At 41.4% G+C, this 14217-nt stretch carries 20 protein-coding genes; 18 read left to right on the top strand and 2 right to left on the bottom strand.

Features of this window, described 5'->3' with window-relative positions:
• Nucleotides 1–51: 51 nt before the first annotated feature.
• On the top strand, nt 52–480 hold the full coding sequence (gene mntR, locus B9L23_RS14385) for a transcriptional regulator MntR (protein ID WP_015864465.1): 429 nt from the start codon (nt 52–54) through the stop codon (nt 478–480).
• An 89-nt stretch (nt 481–569) separates the two neighbouring features.
• The gene (locus B9L23_RS14380; protein ID WP_015864464.1) at nt 570–1454 is read left to right on the top strand and encodes a patatin-like phospholipase family protein; all 885 of its coding nucleotides are present in this window, start codon (nt 570–572) and stop codon (nt 1452–1454) included.
• A 146-nt stretch (nt 1455–1600) separates the two neighbouring features.
• On the opposite strand, the gene B9L23_RS14375 is transcribed toward B9L23_RS14380, so the two are convergent.
• Together B9L23_RS14375 and B9L23_RS14370 are read right to left on the bottom strand one after the other, a co-directional pair.
• The gene (locus tag B9L23_RS14375) at nt 1601–1960 is read right to left on the bottom strand and encodes an SA1362 family protein (protein ID WP_015864463.1); all 360 of its coding nucleotides are present in this window, start codon (nt 1958–1960) and stop codon (nt 1601–1603) included.
• A 21-nt stretch (nt 1961–1981) separates the two neighbouring features.
• Complete coding sequence (locus tag B9L23_RS14370) at nt 1982–2926, bottom strand: DUF1385 domain-containing protein (protein ID WP_081188140.1); 945 nt, start codon at nt 2924–2926, stop codon at nt 1982–1984.
• 193 nt (nt 2927–3119) lie between these two features.
• Between B9L23_RS14370 and B9L23_RS14365 the strand changes: the two genes are divergently transcribed.
• The 16 genes from B9L23_RS14365 (at nt 3120) to B9L23_RS14285 (ending at nt 14084) form a co-directional block, all read left to right on the top strand.
• Entirely contained in the window at nt 3120–3632 is a 513-nt protein-coding gene (locus B9L23_RS14365; RefSeq protein ID WP_015864461.1) for a YqhR family membrane protein, read from the top strand.
• A 253-nt stretch (nt 3633–3885) separates the two neighbouring features.
• Complete coding sequence (locus tag B9L23_RS21810; RefSeq protein WP_162839699.1) at nt 3886–4014, top strand: type II 3-dehydroquinate dehydratase; 129 nt, start codon at nt 3886–3888, stop codon at nt 4012–4014.
• 90 nt (nt 4015–4104) lie between these two features.
• Nucleotides 4105–5166, top strand: a complete 1062-nt coding sequence (locus B9L23_RS14355) for a M24 family metallopeptidase (RefSeq protein ID WP_081188142.1) — start codon at nt 4105–4107, stop codon at nt 5164–5166.
• Between the two features lie 27 nt (nt 5167–5193).
• On the top strand, nt 5194–5751 hold the full coding sequence (gene efp / locus B9L23_RS14350; RefSeq protein ID WP_015864459.1) for an elongation factor P: 558 nt from the start codon (nt 5194–5196) through the stop codon (nt 5749–5751).
• Nucleotides 5752–6156: 405 nt separating this feature from the next.
• The gene (locus B9L23_RS14340) at nt 6157–6438 is read left to right on the top strand and encodes a YqhV family protein (protein WP_015864458.1); all 282 of its coding nucleotides are present in this window, start codon (nt 6157–6159) and stop codon (nt 6436–6438) included.
• A gap of 60 nt (nt 6439–6498) precedes the next feature.
• Nucleotides 6499–7425: a stage III sporulation protein AA gene (gene spoIIIAA, locus B9L23_RS14335; protein WP_015864457.1), complete on the top strand. Its 927-nt coding sequence runs from the start codon at nt 6499–6501 to the stop codon at nt 7423–7425.
• A complete protein-coding gene (gene spoIIIAB / locus B9L23_RS14330; RefSeq protein ID WP_015864456.1) occupies nt 7422–7934 on the top strand; it encodes a stage III sporulation protein SpoIIIAB in 513 nt (170 codons plus the stop codon). The genes spoIIIAA and spoIIIAB overlap by 4 nt, the downstream gene beginning before the upstream one ends.
• Nucleotides 7935–7998: 64 nt before the next feature.
• Nucleotides 7999–8205 carry a stage III sporulation protein AC gene (spoIIIAC, locus tag B9L23_RS14325; RefSeq protein WP_015864455.1) on the top strand — a complete coding sequence of 69 codons (207 nt, stop codon included), beginning with the start codon at nt 7999–8001 and terminating at the stop codon, nt 8203–8205.
• A 21-nt stretch (nt 8206–8226) separates the two neighbouring features.
• Nucleotides 8227–8610: a stage III sporulation protein AD gene (gene spoIIIAD / locus B9L23_RS14320; protein ID WP_062678715.1), complete on the top strand. Its 384-nt coding sequence runs from the start codon at nt 8227–8229 to the stop codon at nt 8608–8610.
• A gap of 40 nt (nt 8611–8650) precedes the next feature.
• Nucleotides 8651–9799, top strand: a complete 1149-nt coding sequence (gene spoIIIAE, locus B9L23_RS14315) for a stage III sporulation protein AE (protein WP_169712589.1) — start codon at nt 8651–8653, stop codon at nt 9797–9799.
• 12 nt (nt 9800–9811) lie between these two features.
• Nucleotides 9812–10438, top strand: coding sequence for a stage III sporulation protein AF (gene spoIIIAF, locus B9L23_RS14310; protein WP_015864452.1), 627 nt, complete (start codon nt 9812–9814; stop codon nt 10436–10438).
• Nucleotides 10422–11048, top strand: a complete 627-nt coding sequence (spoIIIAG, locus tag B9L23_RS14305) for a stage III sporulation protein AG (protein WP_015864451.1) — start codon at nt 10422–10424, stop codon at nt 11046–11048. The genes spoIIIAF and spoIIIAG overlap by 17 nt, the downstream gene beginning before the upstream one ends.
• A gap of 23 nt (nt 11049–11071) precedes the next feature.
• Entirely contained in the window at nt 11072–11644 is a 573-nt protein-coding gene (locus B9L23_RS14300; RefSeq protein ID WP_015864450.1) for a SpoIIIAH-like family protein, read from the top strand.
• 148 nt (nt 11645–11792) lie between these two features.
• On the top strand, nt 11793–12302 hold the full coding sequence (gene accB / locus B9L23_RS14295) for an acetyl-CoA carboxylase biotin carboxyl carrier protein (RefSeq protein WP_089097907.1): 510 nt from the start codon (nt 11793–11795) through the stop codon (nt 12300–12302).
• Between the two features lie 15 nt (nt 12303–12317).
• The gene (gene accC, locus B9L23_RS14290; protein ID WP_015864448.1) at nt 12318–13670 is read left to right on the top strand and encodes an acetyl-CoA carboxylase biotin carboxylase subunit; all 1353 of its coding nucleotides are present in this window, start codon (nt 12318–12320) and stop codon (nt 13668–13670) included.
• Between the two features lie 18 nt (nt 13671–13688).
• Nucleotides 13689–14084 (top strand): Asp23/Gls24 family envelope stress response protein, encoded by a 396-nt coding sequence (locus tag B9L23_RS14285; protein WP_062752876.1) that lies wholly within the window; start codon nt 13689–13691, stop codon nt 14082–14084.
• Nucleotides 14085–14217 lie beyond the last annotated feature (133 nt).

Here is a 14217-nt window from a genome sequence, read left to right as displayed (position 1 = left end):
ATACTGATTGTTATTTTTTTCTTACAATGGTTTTATAGGAGGGAACAGAAATTGCCGACACCAAGTATGGAAGATTATATTGAACAAATCTACATTTTAATCGAAGAAAAAGGATATGCGCGAGTATCAGATATAGCTGAGGCATTGTCCGTACATCCCTCCTCTGTCACAAAAATGGTGCAAAAATTGGATAAAGATGAGTATTTAGTTTATGAAAAATACCGCGGTTTAGTGTTAACGGCGAAAGGAAAGAAAATCGGAAAAAGACTTGTATACCGCCACGAATTGTTAGAACAATTTATGCGCATTATCGGTGTGGATGAGGAAAACATTTATCACGATGTCGAGGGAATTGAACACCATTTAAGCTGGAACGCGATTGACCGCATCGGCGATTTGGTGCAATATTTCCAGGAAGATCCAAAGCGCATCGAGACGCTTCGTAACATTCAAAAACGGAACGAACAAGCAGAAGAGTAAGGGAAATCTTACTCTTTTTTATTTGGCGTACTAAATTGGGTTTCTCCCTCTTACATATATACAAACGGCAAATAAGAGGGGGAGGCAGCATGGAGATTGACATCGTATTTTCTGGCGGTGGAATAAAAGGGTTTGCGCTCATTGGTGCTTACGGAGCAATTGAAGCAAAAGGACTTCGCTGGAGACGGCTTGCTGGGACGAGCGCAGGATCACTCATTGCCGCATTGATTGCCGCGGGATATACAAGCAAGGAAATGACCGATTTGTTGGATGAATTGGAGCTAGAGCGTTTCCTTGATGAACGGAAATGCCCGTTTCCATTTCCAGTATGGAAATGGGTGAGGCTTTATTGGCGGATGGGACTTTATAAAGGGGATGCATTTGAACAATGGTTAAAGGAAGTATTGGCAGCACGCGATGTCAAAACATTTGGTGATTTGCCGAAAGAAAGTTTATATATCATTGCGTCAGATGTCACCAATGGACGAATGTGTATTTTGCCAGATGATTTGCCGCAATACGGAATCGACCCAGCAACATTTTCTGTTGCCAAAGCGGTTCGAATGAGCATTAGCATCCCATATTTTTTTGAACCGGTCAAATTACAGACGAAGGAAGGAAAATATATCATTGTAGACGGAGGTGTGCTCAGCAATTTCCCACTTTTTTTATTTGATGAAGAAAAGAAAGTGAAAAAACGACCTGTTCTTGGCATACAGTTAAGCGCGAAGCTTACGGAAAGGCCAAAGCGAAACATTAACAATGCCATCCAATTGTTTGAAGCTCTTTTTAGCGCAATGAAGGAGGCACACGATACCCGCTACATTTCCCGGAGACATGAAAAAAATATCGTGTTTCTTCCCGTAGAAAATGTTTTTTCCACCGAATTTTCCCTCACCCCAGATATTAGAGACCGCTTAATTCAATACGGAAGAGAAAAAACCGAACAATTTCTCACAAAATGGACGTATTAACTAGAAAAGCGGAGGCACCCCAATTTCGTCTAAAAGCGGTCCGCGTCGTTCGGGCGGCGAAATGTCGCCATTCTGGCTTCGTGAAAAATAGAAGAAAGGCGTCAAAGCGTAATTGATATAGTTTTTCAAAAATAAAAAGAATCAAGCTAAAACGATGCTCGATTCTTTTTTTTGCCTTTTTTTCCTTCGATGACGGTTAAATGAGTGGTTCGTTTTCTTGGCAGGCGTTTCATTTTTAGATTCGTACTTTTTGTTTTTTGTTTTCGAACCGCTTGGGGATGGAGTTTTTTCGATTGGCGAACCGCTTTTAAATACGCGATATGATCTTTATTGACACGTCGTCTGAAAACAAAATGATAGATAACATATATTCCCGCAATCATAAGAGCAATGAACATCGCTTTTCGAAACAGAGCGGTCGGCTGTTCGAAAATGGCGTATATGAAACCGAACACTCCGAAAAAAAGGATAATCCCGACAAGCGGATGAATGGCACCGCGCCGCAATGAATCCACCCCCTTACATTATTACTGAACTGCTTTTGTTTCTGTTTCCACGTTTTTCTCTAAACGAAGTAGCTCTTGAAAGGAAGCAATCGCAACTTCGACTTGGTCATCTGTCGGTTCTTTTGTGGTAAGAAGCTGTAGCCATAAACCAGGGTAACCGAGCCAGCGTAAAACCGGGATATTACGCAATTTATTCGTAAACTGCAATACCTCAAACGAAATGCCAAGTACAACCGGAATAAGAGCAAGCCGGTTGACTACTCTTAACCAGAGAGGGTCTGTTGGAACAAACATATATACAAATAAGCCGACGATGACAGTAAATAAAATAAAGCTACTGCCGCAGCGATAGTGAAGCCGGGATGAACGCTGGACGTTCTCTACCGTAAGAGGAAGTCCTGCTTCGAACGCGTTGATTACTTTATGTTCCGCGCCATGATATTGAAAAACGCGTTTAATGAGTGGGGTTAAAGAAATAAAGTAAATATAAGCTAGCAGCAAAGCAAGCTTAAACGCTCCTTCTACAAAAATTTGTGCCATTTTTGTAGGAAATAACGGTTTTAAGGATGCTGCTAAAAATACAGGAACAAGCGTAAAAATGGTTTTAGCGAATAAAAAGGACAATACCCCGATCACTGCGACGCCAAGTACGAGGGAAAGTTTTGACGAATCCGTTTTTGTTTTTTGCAAAGCTTGTTCTTCGTTTGGATCTAGTTCATAACGCTCGCTGGCAAACTGCAAGTGTTTCGCCCCGTTTGCGCTCGCTTCTATAATCGCGACGATTCCGCGAATAAACGGGATTTTTTTGAGAAACGCAACTGTTGGATTTGTTTGGCGCGGCAAACGAAAGTATTCAATGGAATGATCTTTGCGGCGAATTGCGGTAACAGAATATATTTTTCCAGCAAACATGACCCCTTCTACCACTGCCTGGCCGCCATACACTGGTTTTGTTATGTTTTTCATTGTTGACACCAACCTATTTTTTCTTTACTAATTTTATTCTACAAGAAACATCTAGAAACCTCTAGATTGGTGCAATAATTATTATTTCCAAAAATTTCAATATTTACACATACGATGTTGTGCTTTTTTTATCGTTATATTCATGACTTTATTGATAATCGGTCATACTACCTATAAGGAGGTGCAAAGCGAAATGGCAGAAAATCAGGCGCAGTATGAGCAAAATAAGAAGGAGCGCCCGATGTCTATTCTTATGAAAGTCGTGATTACTGGGTTTGTCGGTGGAGTATTTTGGAGTCTATTAGGATATTTAGCTTACTTTTTTCACTTTACGGAAATTAGCCCAAATATGATTTTGTTCCCATGGGTTGCCGGTGACTGGAAATACGGAAAGCTTGGAAATTACATCGCCATTTTTCTCATCGGATTATTATCCATATTAGTCGCTCTTATTTATTATGTTGCCTTAAAACAAATTAAAGGAATGTGGGGAGGAATTTTGTACGGCGTCGTTTTATGGCTTATCGTATTTTATGGGTTAAATCCGCTTTTTCCGAATTTGGAAGCTGTTTCACATTTAGAGCGGAATACAATTATTACGACACTTTGTTTATACATTTTATATGGAGTTTTCATCGGATATTCGATTTCATTTGAAATGCAAGAAATGAATCGACAAACACAAACGAAAACAGCAAATAAGTAGTGTGAGGCGGTGCGCTTTTATGATAAAATAATGAATGTTTAAATATTCTTTCGATGATTGAAGCAGTTATGAACATAGCGCATCTTCTTCTCATTAACGGTCCGAACTTGAATCTTCTTGGCAAGCGGGAACCGTATTTTATGGAAGCACAACGCTCCATAACTTAGAACAGGAATGAATATCGTTTGCTGAGGAGCGCGTTGGGTGCAACGTTAACTTGCTTTCAGAGCAGTATTCATGAGATGGAAGGAAAATCATTTTAAATGTCGGTGCGTCTACACATTATAGCTATGCAATTCATGGCGCGATTGCTAATGTTAGCGCCCCAGTGGTGGAAGTACATATTTCCAATATTCACGCGCGTGAGCCGCTTCGTCATTAGTCTGTCACTGTTTTAATTTTGCCTTTGGATTAGCAGGGTAGCGGATAGCCATTTTAGCGTTATTAGACATATAGGAAGAGGAGAGTAAATATGGAAAAATTAGTAAAATTACGTGCATCGTTTGCCGAACATGGCATTGATGGAATGCTTGTAACCAATCCATATAACCGTCGTTATATTACCGGTTTTACGGGTACGGCAGGCGTCGCTGTCATTAGCCAAGACAAAGCGGTATTTATTACTGATTTCCGCTATGTCGAGCAAGCGTCCAAACAAGTGCAAGGTTTTGAAATTATAAAACATACCGGACCGATTATAGAAGAAGTCGCTAAGCAAGTTGCCCGCCTCAACATTCAAAAGCTCGGTTTTGAGCAAGAAGACATTTCTTATGCAACGTTTAAAGCATATGAAAAAGAGGTTAACGCGAAACTCGTCCCGACTTCCAATGTGATTGAAAAGTTGCGCTTGATTAAGTCGGAATCAGAGATTAAGATATTAAAGGAAGCGGCGGAAATTGCCGATGCGGCATTTGAACACATTCTTTCCTTTATTCGTCCAGGCGTAAAAGAAATTGATGTGGCGAATGAGCTGGAATTTTTTATGCGCAAACAAGGTGCGACTTCCTCTTCATTTGATATCATTGTCGCATCTGGCTACCGCTCTGCATTGCCGCATGGAGTGGCAACTGATAAAGTCATTGAAAAAGGCGAGCTCGTCACCCTTGATTTTGGCGCCTATTACAAAGGATATTGTTCCGACATTACAAGAACAGTCGCAGTGGGCGAAATTAGCGACGAGTTGAAAACGATTTATGATATTGTGCTCCAAGCTCAATTGCGCGGCATGGAAGGGATTAAGCCCGGAATGACCGGAAAGGAAGCGGATGCGCTTACTCGTGATTACATTACAGAAAAAGGATATGGAGAGTATTTTGGGCATTCGACTGGTCACGGGATTGGATTGGAGATTCATGAAGGACCGGCGCTATCAGTTCGTTCCGATGTTGTGCTCGAGCCTGGAATGGTTGTCACCGTAGAGCCGGGCATTTACATAGCGGGACTTGGCGGCGTGCGCATTGAAGATGATACGGTTGTCACCGAAAACGGTAATGAATCGCTGACTCATTCGCCAAAAGAACTGATCATTTTATAAATTTATCGTGTGGGAGGATTTTAACGGATGATTTCAGTAAACGATTTTCGTACAGGATTAACGATTGAAGTAGATGGCGATATTTGGCGTGTTATGGACTTCCAGCACGTCAAACCTGGTAAAGGTGCGGCATTTGTCCGTTCAAAACTTCGCAACCTTCGTACAGGTGCGATTCAGGAAAAAACGTTCCGCGCTGGTGAAAAAGTAAACCGCGCGCAAATCGATACGCGAAAAATGCAATATTTATATGCCAACGGCGATCAGCACGTATTTATGGATATGGAAACATACGAGCAAATCGAACTTCCGGCGAAACAAATCGAACATGAATTGAAATTTTTAAAAGAAAACATGGAAGTTTACATCATGATGTACCAAGGTGAAACGATTGGGGTAGAACTTCCAAATACTGTTGAATTAAAAGTAGTAGAAACAGAACCGGGCATTAAAGGCGATACCGCTTCTGGCGGTTCGAAGCCAGCGAAGTTAGAAACTGGTCTTGTTGTTCAAGTTCCGTTCTTTGTCAATGAAGGAGACACGTTAATTATCAACACAGCAGATGGCACATACGTTTCCCGTGCCTAACGTTGTTTGCCCCTTGCGCTTGGCGCAGGGGGTTTTTTTGTTTTTCTTTTCGTATAAAAAAGATGCACTGATGAGCATGATGCCAATGAAGACATAATTAATCGATGTCGATATATCTCTTGCTAGCAAAAAATTATGGAACAGACCAAAAATTCCGGGAACTGCAAATATACATCCAATCCAAAAGGTAATTTTCCCGAATGTAGAAAGTTTCCACATAATTTTCCCCCTTCGTTTTCGATGATTATTTACCATCCCCCTCTTCTTCCATTATAAAACTGTTTTTGAAAATATGTCCATATACCTCTTCTTAAGAGTTCATTGTCGCAAAAAAATCTCTTCTGAAATTCCCTGTTACGGCATACGCTTGTACTAACCATCTCATTTTTATATTAGGAGGAACAAATGAAACGGTGGCTGCAATTTATCGAACCAGCTGTTTTGTCAATGGCAGGAATGCGGTTGCTGTCGGCTGCGATAGAGATGATCGCTGCTCTTGTCATGCTGCTGTTCAATGATGTCAAAAAAGCGTTGGCCGTCAATGCAATCCTTGCAGTGGTTGGACCGACTATTTTTATCATCACGATGACGATTGGCCTGCTTTCTTTAGCAGACGAGCTTTCTTTTTCGAAATTAGGTTTTATCGCTTTAGGGGTCATTCTTATTCTCATCGGTATTTATAAGTAAGTCATAAATTCGTTTTTTATCCCATACATATGAACTAGTCCATCAGGAAGGAGGAACAAAATGCAAGCCGTATGGGATATACTTCCAAAAACGATTGCTGCGATATTGCAACAACTGCCTCCTTCATGGCATGAGCAAATCGAGGAAATTCGGGTGAGAGTTCTTCGTCCATTAGAAGTGATCGTAAAAGGGAAAGCACATTTTTTGCCATATCAAGTGACTTCCGAAGATGGCATACATTTGCTCAATAAACTAAGCCAATATTCGATTTATGCCATAGAAGAAGAGCTCAAGCGAGGGTTTATTACAGTACAAGGAGGCCATCGTGTTGGACTAGCAGGAAAAGTAGTGACAGACGGCGGAAGCGTGAAAGCGATTCGCCATGTTACTTCTTTTAACATTCGAATTGCTAAGCAAAGAATCGGAATTGCCGAGCCTCTCCTTCCGTATGTGTACAATGGCCGCTGGTATAACACGATGATTATCGGTTCACCGCAAACAGGAAAAACGACACTGCTTCGTGACGCGGCGCGAATGATAAGTATGGGAATTAATGAGAAACACATTCCATCACAAAAAGTTGGCATTGTCGATGAACGTTCTGAAATTGCGGGATGTGTGAAAGGAATTCCGCAATTTGAGCTCGGAAACCGTGTTGACGTACTCGATGCATGCCCAAAAGCAGAGGGAATGATGATGATGATTCGCTCGATGAGTCCAGACGTACTAATCGTGGATGAAATTGGCCGTGCCGAAGATAGTGAAGCAATTTTAGAAGCAGTAAATGCAGGGGTATGTATATGGACAACTGTACACGGTAGAAAATGGAAGGATGTGTTTCAACGCCCCACATTGCGTCCGATTATTGAACAAGGTGTATTTGACCGATTTGTGGAATTGACAAACGAATATGGGCCAGGAACAGTAAGGCGCATTACTGATGCAAATGGGGTGGTGCTGTATGAACAGGCGGTGAGGAGCAGATGAAACTTGTCGGTGCGCTTCTTATTCTGCTGACGACAACATGGGCTGGATTTGAGGCAGCAAGAATGTTGCATGAACGCCCAAGACAGCTTCGCCAGTTAAAGGCGGCCCTGCAAGCATTAGAAGCAGAAATTATGTATGCTCATACTCCTTTATCGGAGGCAGCATTACATATTAGCAGGCAAATATCATCGCCGCTGTCCAAGCTGTTTGCACAATTCGCTGCTAAGCTGCAAGTCGGCGAAACGAGTGTGCATCAGGCATGGGAAGAAAGCCTGCAGGCGGTATGGAAGGAGACTGCGTTAAAGCAGGGGGAGTTAGAAATTATGAAACAATTCGGAGAAACGCTTGGACAGTATGATCGCCTGACACAACAAAAACAAATTGCGCTGGCGCTCGCTCATTTGGAGCGCGAAGAGGCGGATGCGCGCGAAAGGCAGGCCCGCTATGAAAAAATGGCGAAAAGTTTAGGGGTTCTTGCGGGATTGTTACTAGTGATTTTATTGATTTGAACTTTTGCTTCATAGAAGTGGGAGTCTTCTCGCCTATTTAAGATAAAACAGGAGGCAGAACAAAATGGGCATTGACGTGGATATTATTTTTAAAATCGCCGGGGTCGGGATTGTTGTGGCGTTTTTGCATACGGTGCTCGATCAAATGGGGAAGAAGGAATACGCTCAATGGGTGACGCTTCTTGGTTTCATTTACATTTTATTTATGGTCGCCTCGATTGTCAGCGACTTGTTTCAAAAAATTAAAGATGTGTTTTTGTTTCAAGGTTAGGGGGGAGCGGCGATTGAAATTTTGCAAATTGTCGGTCTTGGCTTAATTGCAACGTTTTTAGTGGTGTTATTGAAAGAACATAAATCAAGTGTGGCGTTTTTACTGACGGTATTTGTAGGATGTGTTATTTTCCTTTTCCTCATCGATAAAATTAGCGAGATTTTGCGTATGTTACAAAAAATGGCATCTGATACAAAAATAAATATGATTTATTTTGAAACGATTTTAAAAATTGTTGGTATTGCTTACATTGCCGAATTTGCCGCCCAAATTTCGAAAGATGCTGGCCAGGGAGCAATTGCTTCCAAAATCGAACTTGGCGGGAAAATTATTATTTTGGCGCTGGCCATTCCGATTTTGACAGCCATTATTGAAACGGTAATCGGTTTAATTCCTTCGTCATAACGTGAGAATGGGAGGTGATGGATTGAAAGAAAAAGTAGTCATGGTCGTCGGCTTATTTTTCTTCTTTTTATCGCCATTTGTTGTACAAGCTTCTTCGCCGAATGATCAATTTGTGCAAAAGCAAATGGAACAGCTGGATATAAGTGAAATTCGTCAATATTGGGAAGATATTGTGACAAAATACGGAGGATTTTTGCCAGAAAGCCAAAAAGGATCGATTGCCGAGTTTTTAAGCGGGGAAAAACAATTATCACTAAAAGAATGGCTGATCGCGTTTGGAAAATTTCTTTTTTATGAATTACAAGCAAACGGAAAGCTGCTTGGTACCTTAATTTTATTAACGGTATTTAGCATGGTGCTGCAATCATTGCAAAACGCATTTGAACAACAGACCGTCAGCAAAGTTGCCTACGCGGTTGTTTATATGGTGCTCCTTATTATTGCGTTAAATAGTTTTCGGGTGGCGATGGATTACGCATTGGACGCTGTCCAGACGATGAGTCATTTTATGATCGCGATGATTCCGCTGTTGTTGGCGCTGCTAGCTTCTTCAGGGGGAGTAATATCCGCGGCATTTTTCCATCCTATTATTCTTTTTCTGATGAATACGACGGGAACGATTGTGGAATACGTAACGTTGCCTCTTTTATTTTTAGCTGCGCTTTTAAGCATTGTCAGTACGTTAACCGATCATTATAAAGTAACACAGCTTGCTGAATTGCTCACGAAAGTTGGGATTGGAATACTTGGTGTGATTTTGACGATTTTTCTTGGTGTCATGTCTGTGAAAGGAGCAACGTCAGCGATTGCCGATGGCATTGCATTGCGGACGGCAAAATTTGTGACGGGGAATTTTATCCCGGTCGTTGGAAAAATGTTTACCGATGCAGCGGATACGGTAGTGACAGCTTCGATGTTATTGAAAAATACAGTTGGCATCGTCGGTGTTGTCATTTTATTTATCATCGCGGCGTTTCCGGCGCTTAAAATTTTTGCCATTGCGTTTATTTATAAGGTTTCCGCAGCGGTGATGCAGCCGCTTGGAGGGGGACCGGTCATTTCTTGTCTTAGTATTATGAGCAAAAGCATTGCGTATGTTTTCGCTTCTCTTGCGATCGTATCGCTTATGTTTTTCCTCAGTTTAACTATTATCATTACAGCAGGAAACATCACGATGATGGTTCGTTAGAGGGGGAAAGCAATGCAAATTGTGATCGAATGGGTTACAAATATTCTTATTTTCATTTTATTTGCTACGATGATCGATTTACTGCTTCCATCTAGCAATATGCAAAAATATGTAAAAATGGTCGTTGGACTGATTTTGCTTTTGCTTATGTTGTCTCCGATTTTAAAATTGTTGTCCATCGATCCGGATCGATGGTTCGCCTCGATTATATCAGAAAAGGGGAGTCAACAAGAAATGATGAAAAATGAAATTGAAATGAAGAAAAAAGAAATACAAGCCTCACAACGTGCATATATTTTAGAACAAATGGCTGTCCAGATGAAAAACAAGGTGGATGAGGAGTTGATGAAAGAATATGGATTAAGCGTGGAGGACGTCTCTCTTCAAACAAAAGAAAAAGAGAATTTACAAATTCCAAAAGATATTGAAACGATTGAAGTAGTGCTGACAAAACAGGAGAAGCTGGGAGAAATTCAGCCTGTTATTATTGACACATCAAAGCCGATCAATGAACCAAACAATGATCACCAACTTGAAAAAGAAATACGCACATTTTTAGCAACAACATGGGAAGTAGATGAAAATAAAATTGCCGTGCAAGTAAAGGGGAGGGAATGGGGGGATGCTCGAGGTCATTAAACGATTGTTTTTGTCCACCAAAAAAGAAGCTGGAGAACAGAAGCGAACGCCGTTTTCGTATGTGTTTCTCTTATTATTAGCAGGGATTGCATTAATGGTGATGAGCCACTTCTCTAAAGAAGAAGTTACGCCAACAATCAAAGGAAAAGTAGAAGAGCCGCAACAAGCAGAACCAGTATTTGGACAAAAACAAGATACGAAATCAAAAATCATCGCCGCTTATGAACAACGTTACGAAGAACAGCTGAAAACCGCATTGGAAGCTATCGAAGGGGTTGAAGATGTGACCGTCGTCGTCAATATTGACACAACGGAAACGAAAATATTGGAGAAAAATCGCGTCACTCAACAACAAACAACAGAGGAAACGGATCGCGAAGGTGGAAAGCGAAAAATTGAAAACCATTCTACTAATGAACAAGTCGTTATCGTTCGCGATGGGGAGAACGAAACGCCGATCGTACTGACAACGAAAAAACCGGAAATTCGAGGGGTATTAGTAGTGGCGAAAGGCGCTGATAACTTACAAATAAAAAAATGGATTGTTGAGGCAGTGACGCGCGTTTTAAATGTTCCAAGCTATCGTGTTGCTGTATTGCCGAAAAAATAATACGTTGTGGGGAGGATGGTTGTATGTTAAAGAGACAAACCGTTTGGCTATTAACGATGCTAAGTTTAGTCGTTGTGTTATCCGTTTATTATGTAACGGCCCCGAAAGACATGAATGACGATATGGCTTTTACGAATAATGAAAATGTGACAAAGCAGCAAGTAAATGATAAAGAAAAGGCAGACGTAGCGGTGGAAGAAATGGAAACAAAAGATGGGAAAGTCACTTCCAGCGTTTCAAGCGATGATGTATTTACTGCTCTTCGCATGCAAATTGAGGATGAACGAAGCCGGTTGCGCGACCAATTAAATGATATTGTTGCTTCCGCAAACGCAACCGCACAGCAAAAAAGCGAAGCAATGGATAAAATTGAAAAGCTAGAGGCGTTAGCGGAAAAAGAGGCGACATTAGAAACATTAATCAAATCAAAAGGTGGGTATAATGATGTATTGGTGCGCGCTGAAGATGATCAAGTGCGTGTGACAATTAAAGCGAAAAAGCATTCTGCGCAATCTGCCAATGATGTTATTCATATGGTAAAAAGTGAAATTCCGGAAGTCGATAATGTGACTGTCGAATTCCAACCAGCTGGATAATGAAAAACAGCTGCTCTACAAAGGGCAGCTTATTTTTATGATAAAAAAAACCGTTTTATTGTATAATCATTATGTGTATAATCGTTATGAATGGATTTTATAATAACGAATTCATAATCTGAACAACGGAAAGAAAGGTGTGGAGAAAATGAAAATCCAAGAAATTCGCGAACTGATTCGTCTCATTGATCAATCAAACATCGAAGAATTTGTTTACGAACATGATGGAACAAAAGTACATATGAAAAAAACAACCAAAGAAGCACTGGTTCAAGCGACGGTTCAACCAGCAGTGGAACAAGCAGCAAAGCCGGTAATAGAGGAAGTAAAACCGCAAGCGCCAACACAGCCAGTTGCTTCGCCAACAGAAGTGAAACAACAAGAATCACCAAAACAAGAAGTAAAAAATACAGAAAATTTACATAAAATCACTTCGCCGATGGTTGGCACATTTTATGCAGCTCCATCGCCAGACGCACCTCCATACGTGAAAGTGGGCGATAAAGTAAAAACAGATACGGTCGTTTGTATTATTGAAGCGATGAAGCTATTTAACGAAATCGAAGCAGAGGTAAATGGAGAGATCGTTGAAGTGCTTGTTGAAAACGGGCAGCTTGTTGAGTATGGACAACCTCTATTTCTTGTGAAACCGGAATAAGGGAGAGAACGAGCGATGATTAAAAAAGTATTAATTGCCAATCGCGGAGAAATCGCCGTTCGAATTATTCGTGCTTGCAAAGAGCTTGGAATTGAAACGGTTGCCGTTTTTTCAGAAGCAGATCGCGATGCGCTTCACGTACAGCTTGCGGATGAAGCGTATTGCATTGGTCCGACAGCATCAAAAGATAGTTATTTAAACTTTACCAATATCATGAGTGTGGCTACGTTGACGGGCTGCGATGCGATTCACCCAGGGTACGGGTTTTTAGCCGAAAATGCCGCGTTTGCTGAGCTATGCCGCGAATGCAATATCACGTTTATCGGTCCAAGCCCGGAAGCGATTACAAAAATGGGAATTAAAGATGTTGCTCGTGAAACGATGCGGGAGGCTGGCGTACCAATCGTTCCAGGTTCGAAAGGAATTATTGAAAGTGTGGATGAAGCGATTGCTTTAGCGAACGAAATCGGCTATCCGGTCATCATTAAAGCGACAGCAGGCGGAGGCGGAAAAGGAATTCGCGTGGCAAGAAACGAGCAAGAGCTTGTTAAAGGAATTAACATTACACAGCAAGAGGCAGCCACAGCGTTTGGAAATCCAGGTGTATACATAGAGAAATACATTGAAGACTTCCGTCATGTTGAAATTCAAGTGCTTGCTGATTCATATGGAAATATCATCCATCTTGGTGAACGTGACTGCTCGATTCAACGCCGTCTGCAAAAGCTTGTTGAGGAAGCACCATCGCCGGCGCTTGACGAGGAAACGCGTCAAAAAATGGGACAAGCAGCAGTGCAAGCGGCGCGCGCCGTCAATTATACCGGCGCTGGTACGGTAGAATTTATTTATGACCATAACGAGAAAAAATTTTACTTCATGGAAATGAATACGCGCATTCAAGTGGAGCATCCGGTCACAGAGTTAATTACCGGAGTAGATTTAATTAAAGAACAAATTCGCATTGCTTCAGGAGAAAAGCTGTCGCTTACCCAAGATGAAGTGACGTTTAACGGATGGGCCATTGAATGTCGGATCAATGCGGAAAATCCAGAGAAAAACTTTATGCCATCACCTGGAAAAATCAATATGTACTTGCCTCCAGGCGGTTTAGGTGTACGGGTTGACTCCGCGGCATATCCAGGCTATACGATTCCGCCTTATTACGATTCGATGATTGCCAAATTGATCGTACACGCCCCTACCCGTGAGGAAGCAATCGCCCGCATGAAGCGAGCATTAAGCGAGTTTATCATTGATGGTATTCATACAACGATTCCGTTTCACATAAAATTATTCGAGCACGAAAAATTCGTAAAAGGCGAGTTTAATACGAAATTTCTGGAGTTATATGATATTATGAAATCATAATAACGGGAGGTGTGTACGATGTCAGAACATATTTTTGAGATGGAGCAAGAAGAAGGCGGATTAGGAAAAGTGGAAATTGCGCCTGAAGTCATTGAAGTCATCGCCGGCATCGCTGCAAGTGAAGTAGAAGGAATTGCGCAAATGCGGGGGAACTTTGCTGCCGGTGTTGTCGAACGCTTTGGAAAGAAAAATCATGGAAAAGGCGTAAAAGTGGATTTAAGAGAAGAAGGTGTTGCGATCGACATTTATTGTCTCATTCAATTTGGCGTTTCGATTCCAAATGTAGCGAAAAAAGTTCAAGAAAACGTTCGCCAGGCTCTCTTTAACATGACAGGGCTTGAAGCGAGCGAAGTGAATGTTCATATTGTTGGAATTCAGTTTGATGGAGGAAAAGAACAAGAAGCAGAACAATAAGAATGCAGGGCACATTCGCTTAGCGATGGTGCCCCTTTGTATTTTTGCTGAAAGTTTGTTATTGTAATGAACGGGCCTTTTTTATGGAGAGGAAGATGCAGGAAAAAAGATGATTGCCCAATGAAAAACTTCC

The organism is Parageobacillus galactosidasius (genome assembly GCF_002217735.1).
GTDB lineage: Bacteria > Bacillota > Bacilli > Bacillales > Anoxybacillaceae > Parageobacillus_B > Parageobacillus_B toebii.
The sequence above is the reverse complement of the archived record's forward strand: the minus strand, read 5'-3'. Positions and strand labels throughout refer to the sequence as shown.

Excerpts from the sequence above, each read along its gene's own strand:
- spoIIIAF (WP_015864452.1), top strand. The coding sequence starts at position 9,812 with ATGCAAATTGTGATCGAATGGGTTACAAATATTCTTATTTTCATTTTA.
- efp (WP_015864459.1), top strand. The coding sequence starts at position 5,194 with ATGATTTCAGTAAACGATTTTCGTACAGGATTAACGATTGAAGTAGAT.
- B9L23_RS14365 (WP_015864461.1), top strand. The coding sequence starts at position 3,120 with ATGGCAGAAAATCAGGCGCAGTATGAGCAAAATAAGAAGGAGCGCCCG.
- spoIIIAG (WP_015864451.1), top strand. The coding sequence starts at position 10,422 with ATGCTCGAGGTCATTAAACGATTGTTTTTGTCCACCAAAAAAGAAGCT.
- B9L23_RS14340 (WP_015864458.1), top strand. The coding sequence starts at position 6,157 with ATGAAACGGTGGCTGCAATTTATCGAACCAGCTGTTTTGTCAATGGCA.
- B9L23_RS14370 (WP_081188140.1), bottom strand. The coding sequence starts at position 2,926 with ATGAAAAACATAACAAAACCAGTGTATGGCGGCCAGGCAGTGGTAGAA.
- B9L23_RS14355 (WP_081188142.1), top strand. The coding sequence starts at position 4,105 with ATGGAAAAATTAGTAAAATTACGTGCATCGTTTGCCGAACATGGCATT.
- spoIIIAB (WP_015864456.1), top strand. The coding sequence starts at position 7,422 with ATGAAACTTGTCGGTGCGCTTCTTATTCTGCTGACGACAACATGGGCT.
- B9L23_RS14285 (WP_062752876.1), top strand. The coding sequence starts at position 13,689 with ATGTCAGAACATATTTTTGAGATGGAGCAAGAAGAAGGCGGATTAGGA.
- B9L23_RS14300 (WP_015864450.1), top strand. The coding sequence starts at position 11,072 with ATGTTAAAGAGACAAACCGTTTGGCTATTAACGATGCTAAGTTTAGTC.
- accC (WP_015864448.1), top strand. The coding sequence starts at position 12,318 with ATGATTAAAAAAGTATTAATTGCCAATCGCGGAGAAATCGCCGTTCGA.
- spoIIIAE (WP_169712589.1), top strand. The coding sequence starts at position 8,651 with ATGGTCGTCGGCTTATTTTTCTTCTTTTTATCGCCATTTGTTGTACAA.
- accB (WP_089097907.1), top strand. The coding sequence starts at position 11,793 with ATGAAAATCCAAGAAATTCGCGAACTGATTCGTCTCATTGATCAATCA.
- spoIIIAC (WP_015864455.1), top strand. The coding sequence starts at position 7,999 with ATGGGCATTGACGTGGATATTATTTTTAAAATCGCCGGGGTCGGGATT.
- spoIIIAA (WP_015864457.1), top strand. The coding sequence starts at position 6,499 with ATGCAAGCCGTATGGGATATACTTCCAAAAACGATTGCTGCGATATTG.
- B9L23_RS14380 (WP_015864464.1), top strand. The coding sequence starts at position 570 with ATGGAGATTGACATCGTATTTTCTGGCGGTGGAATAAAAGGGTTTGCG.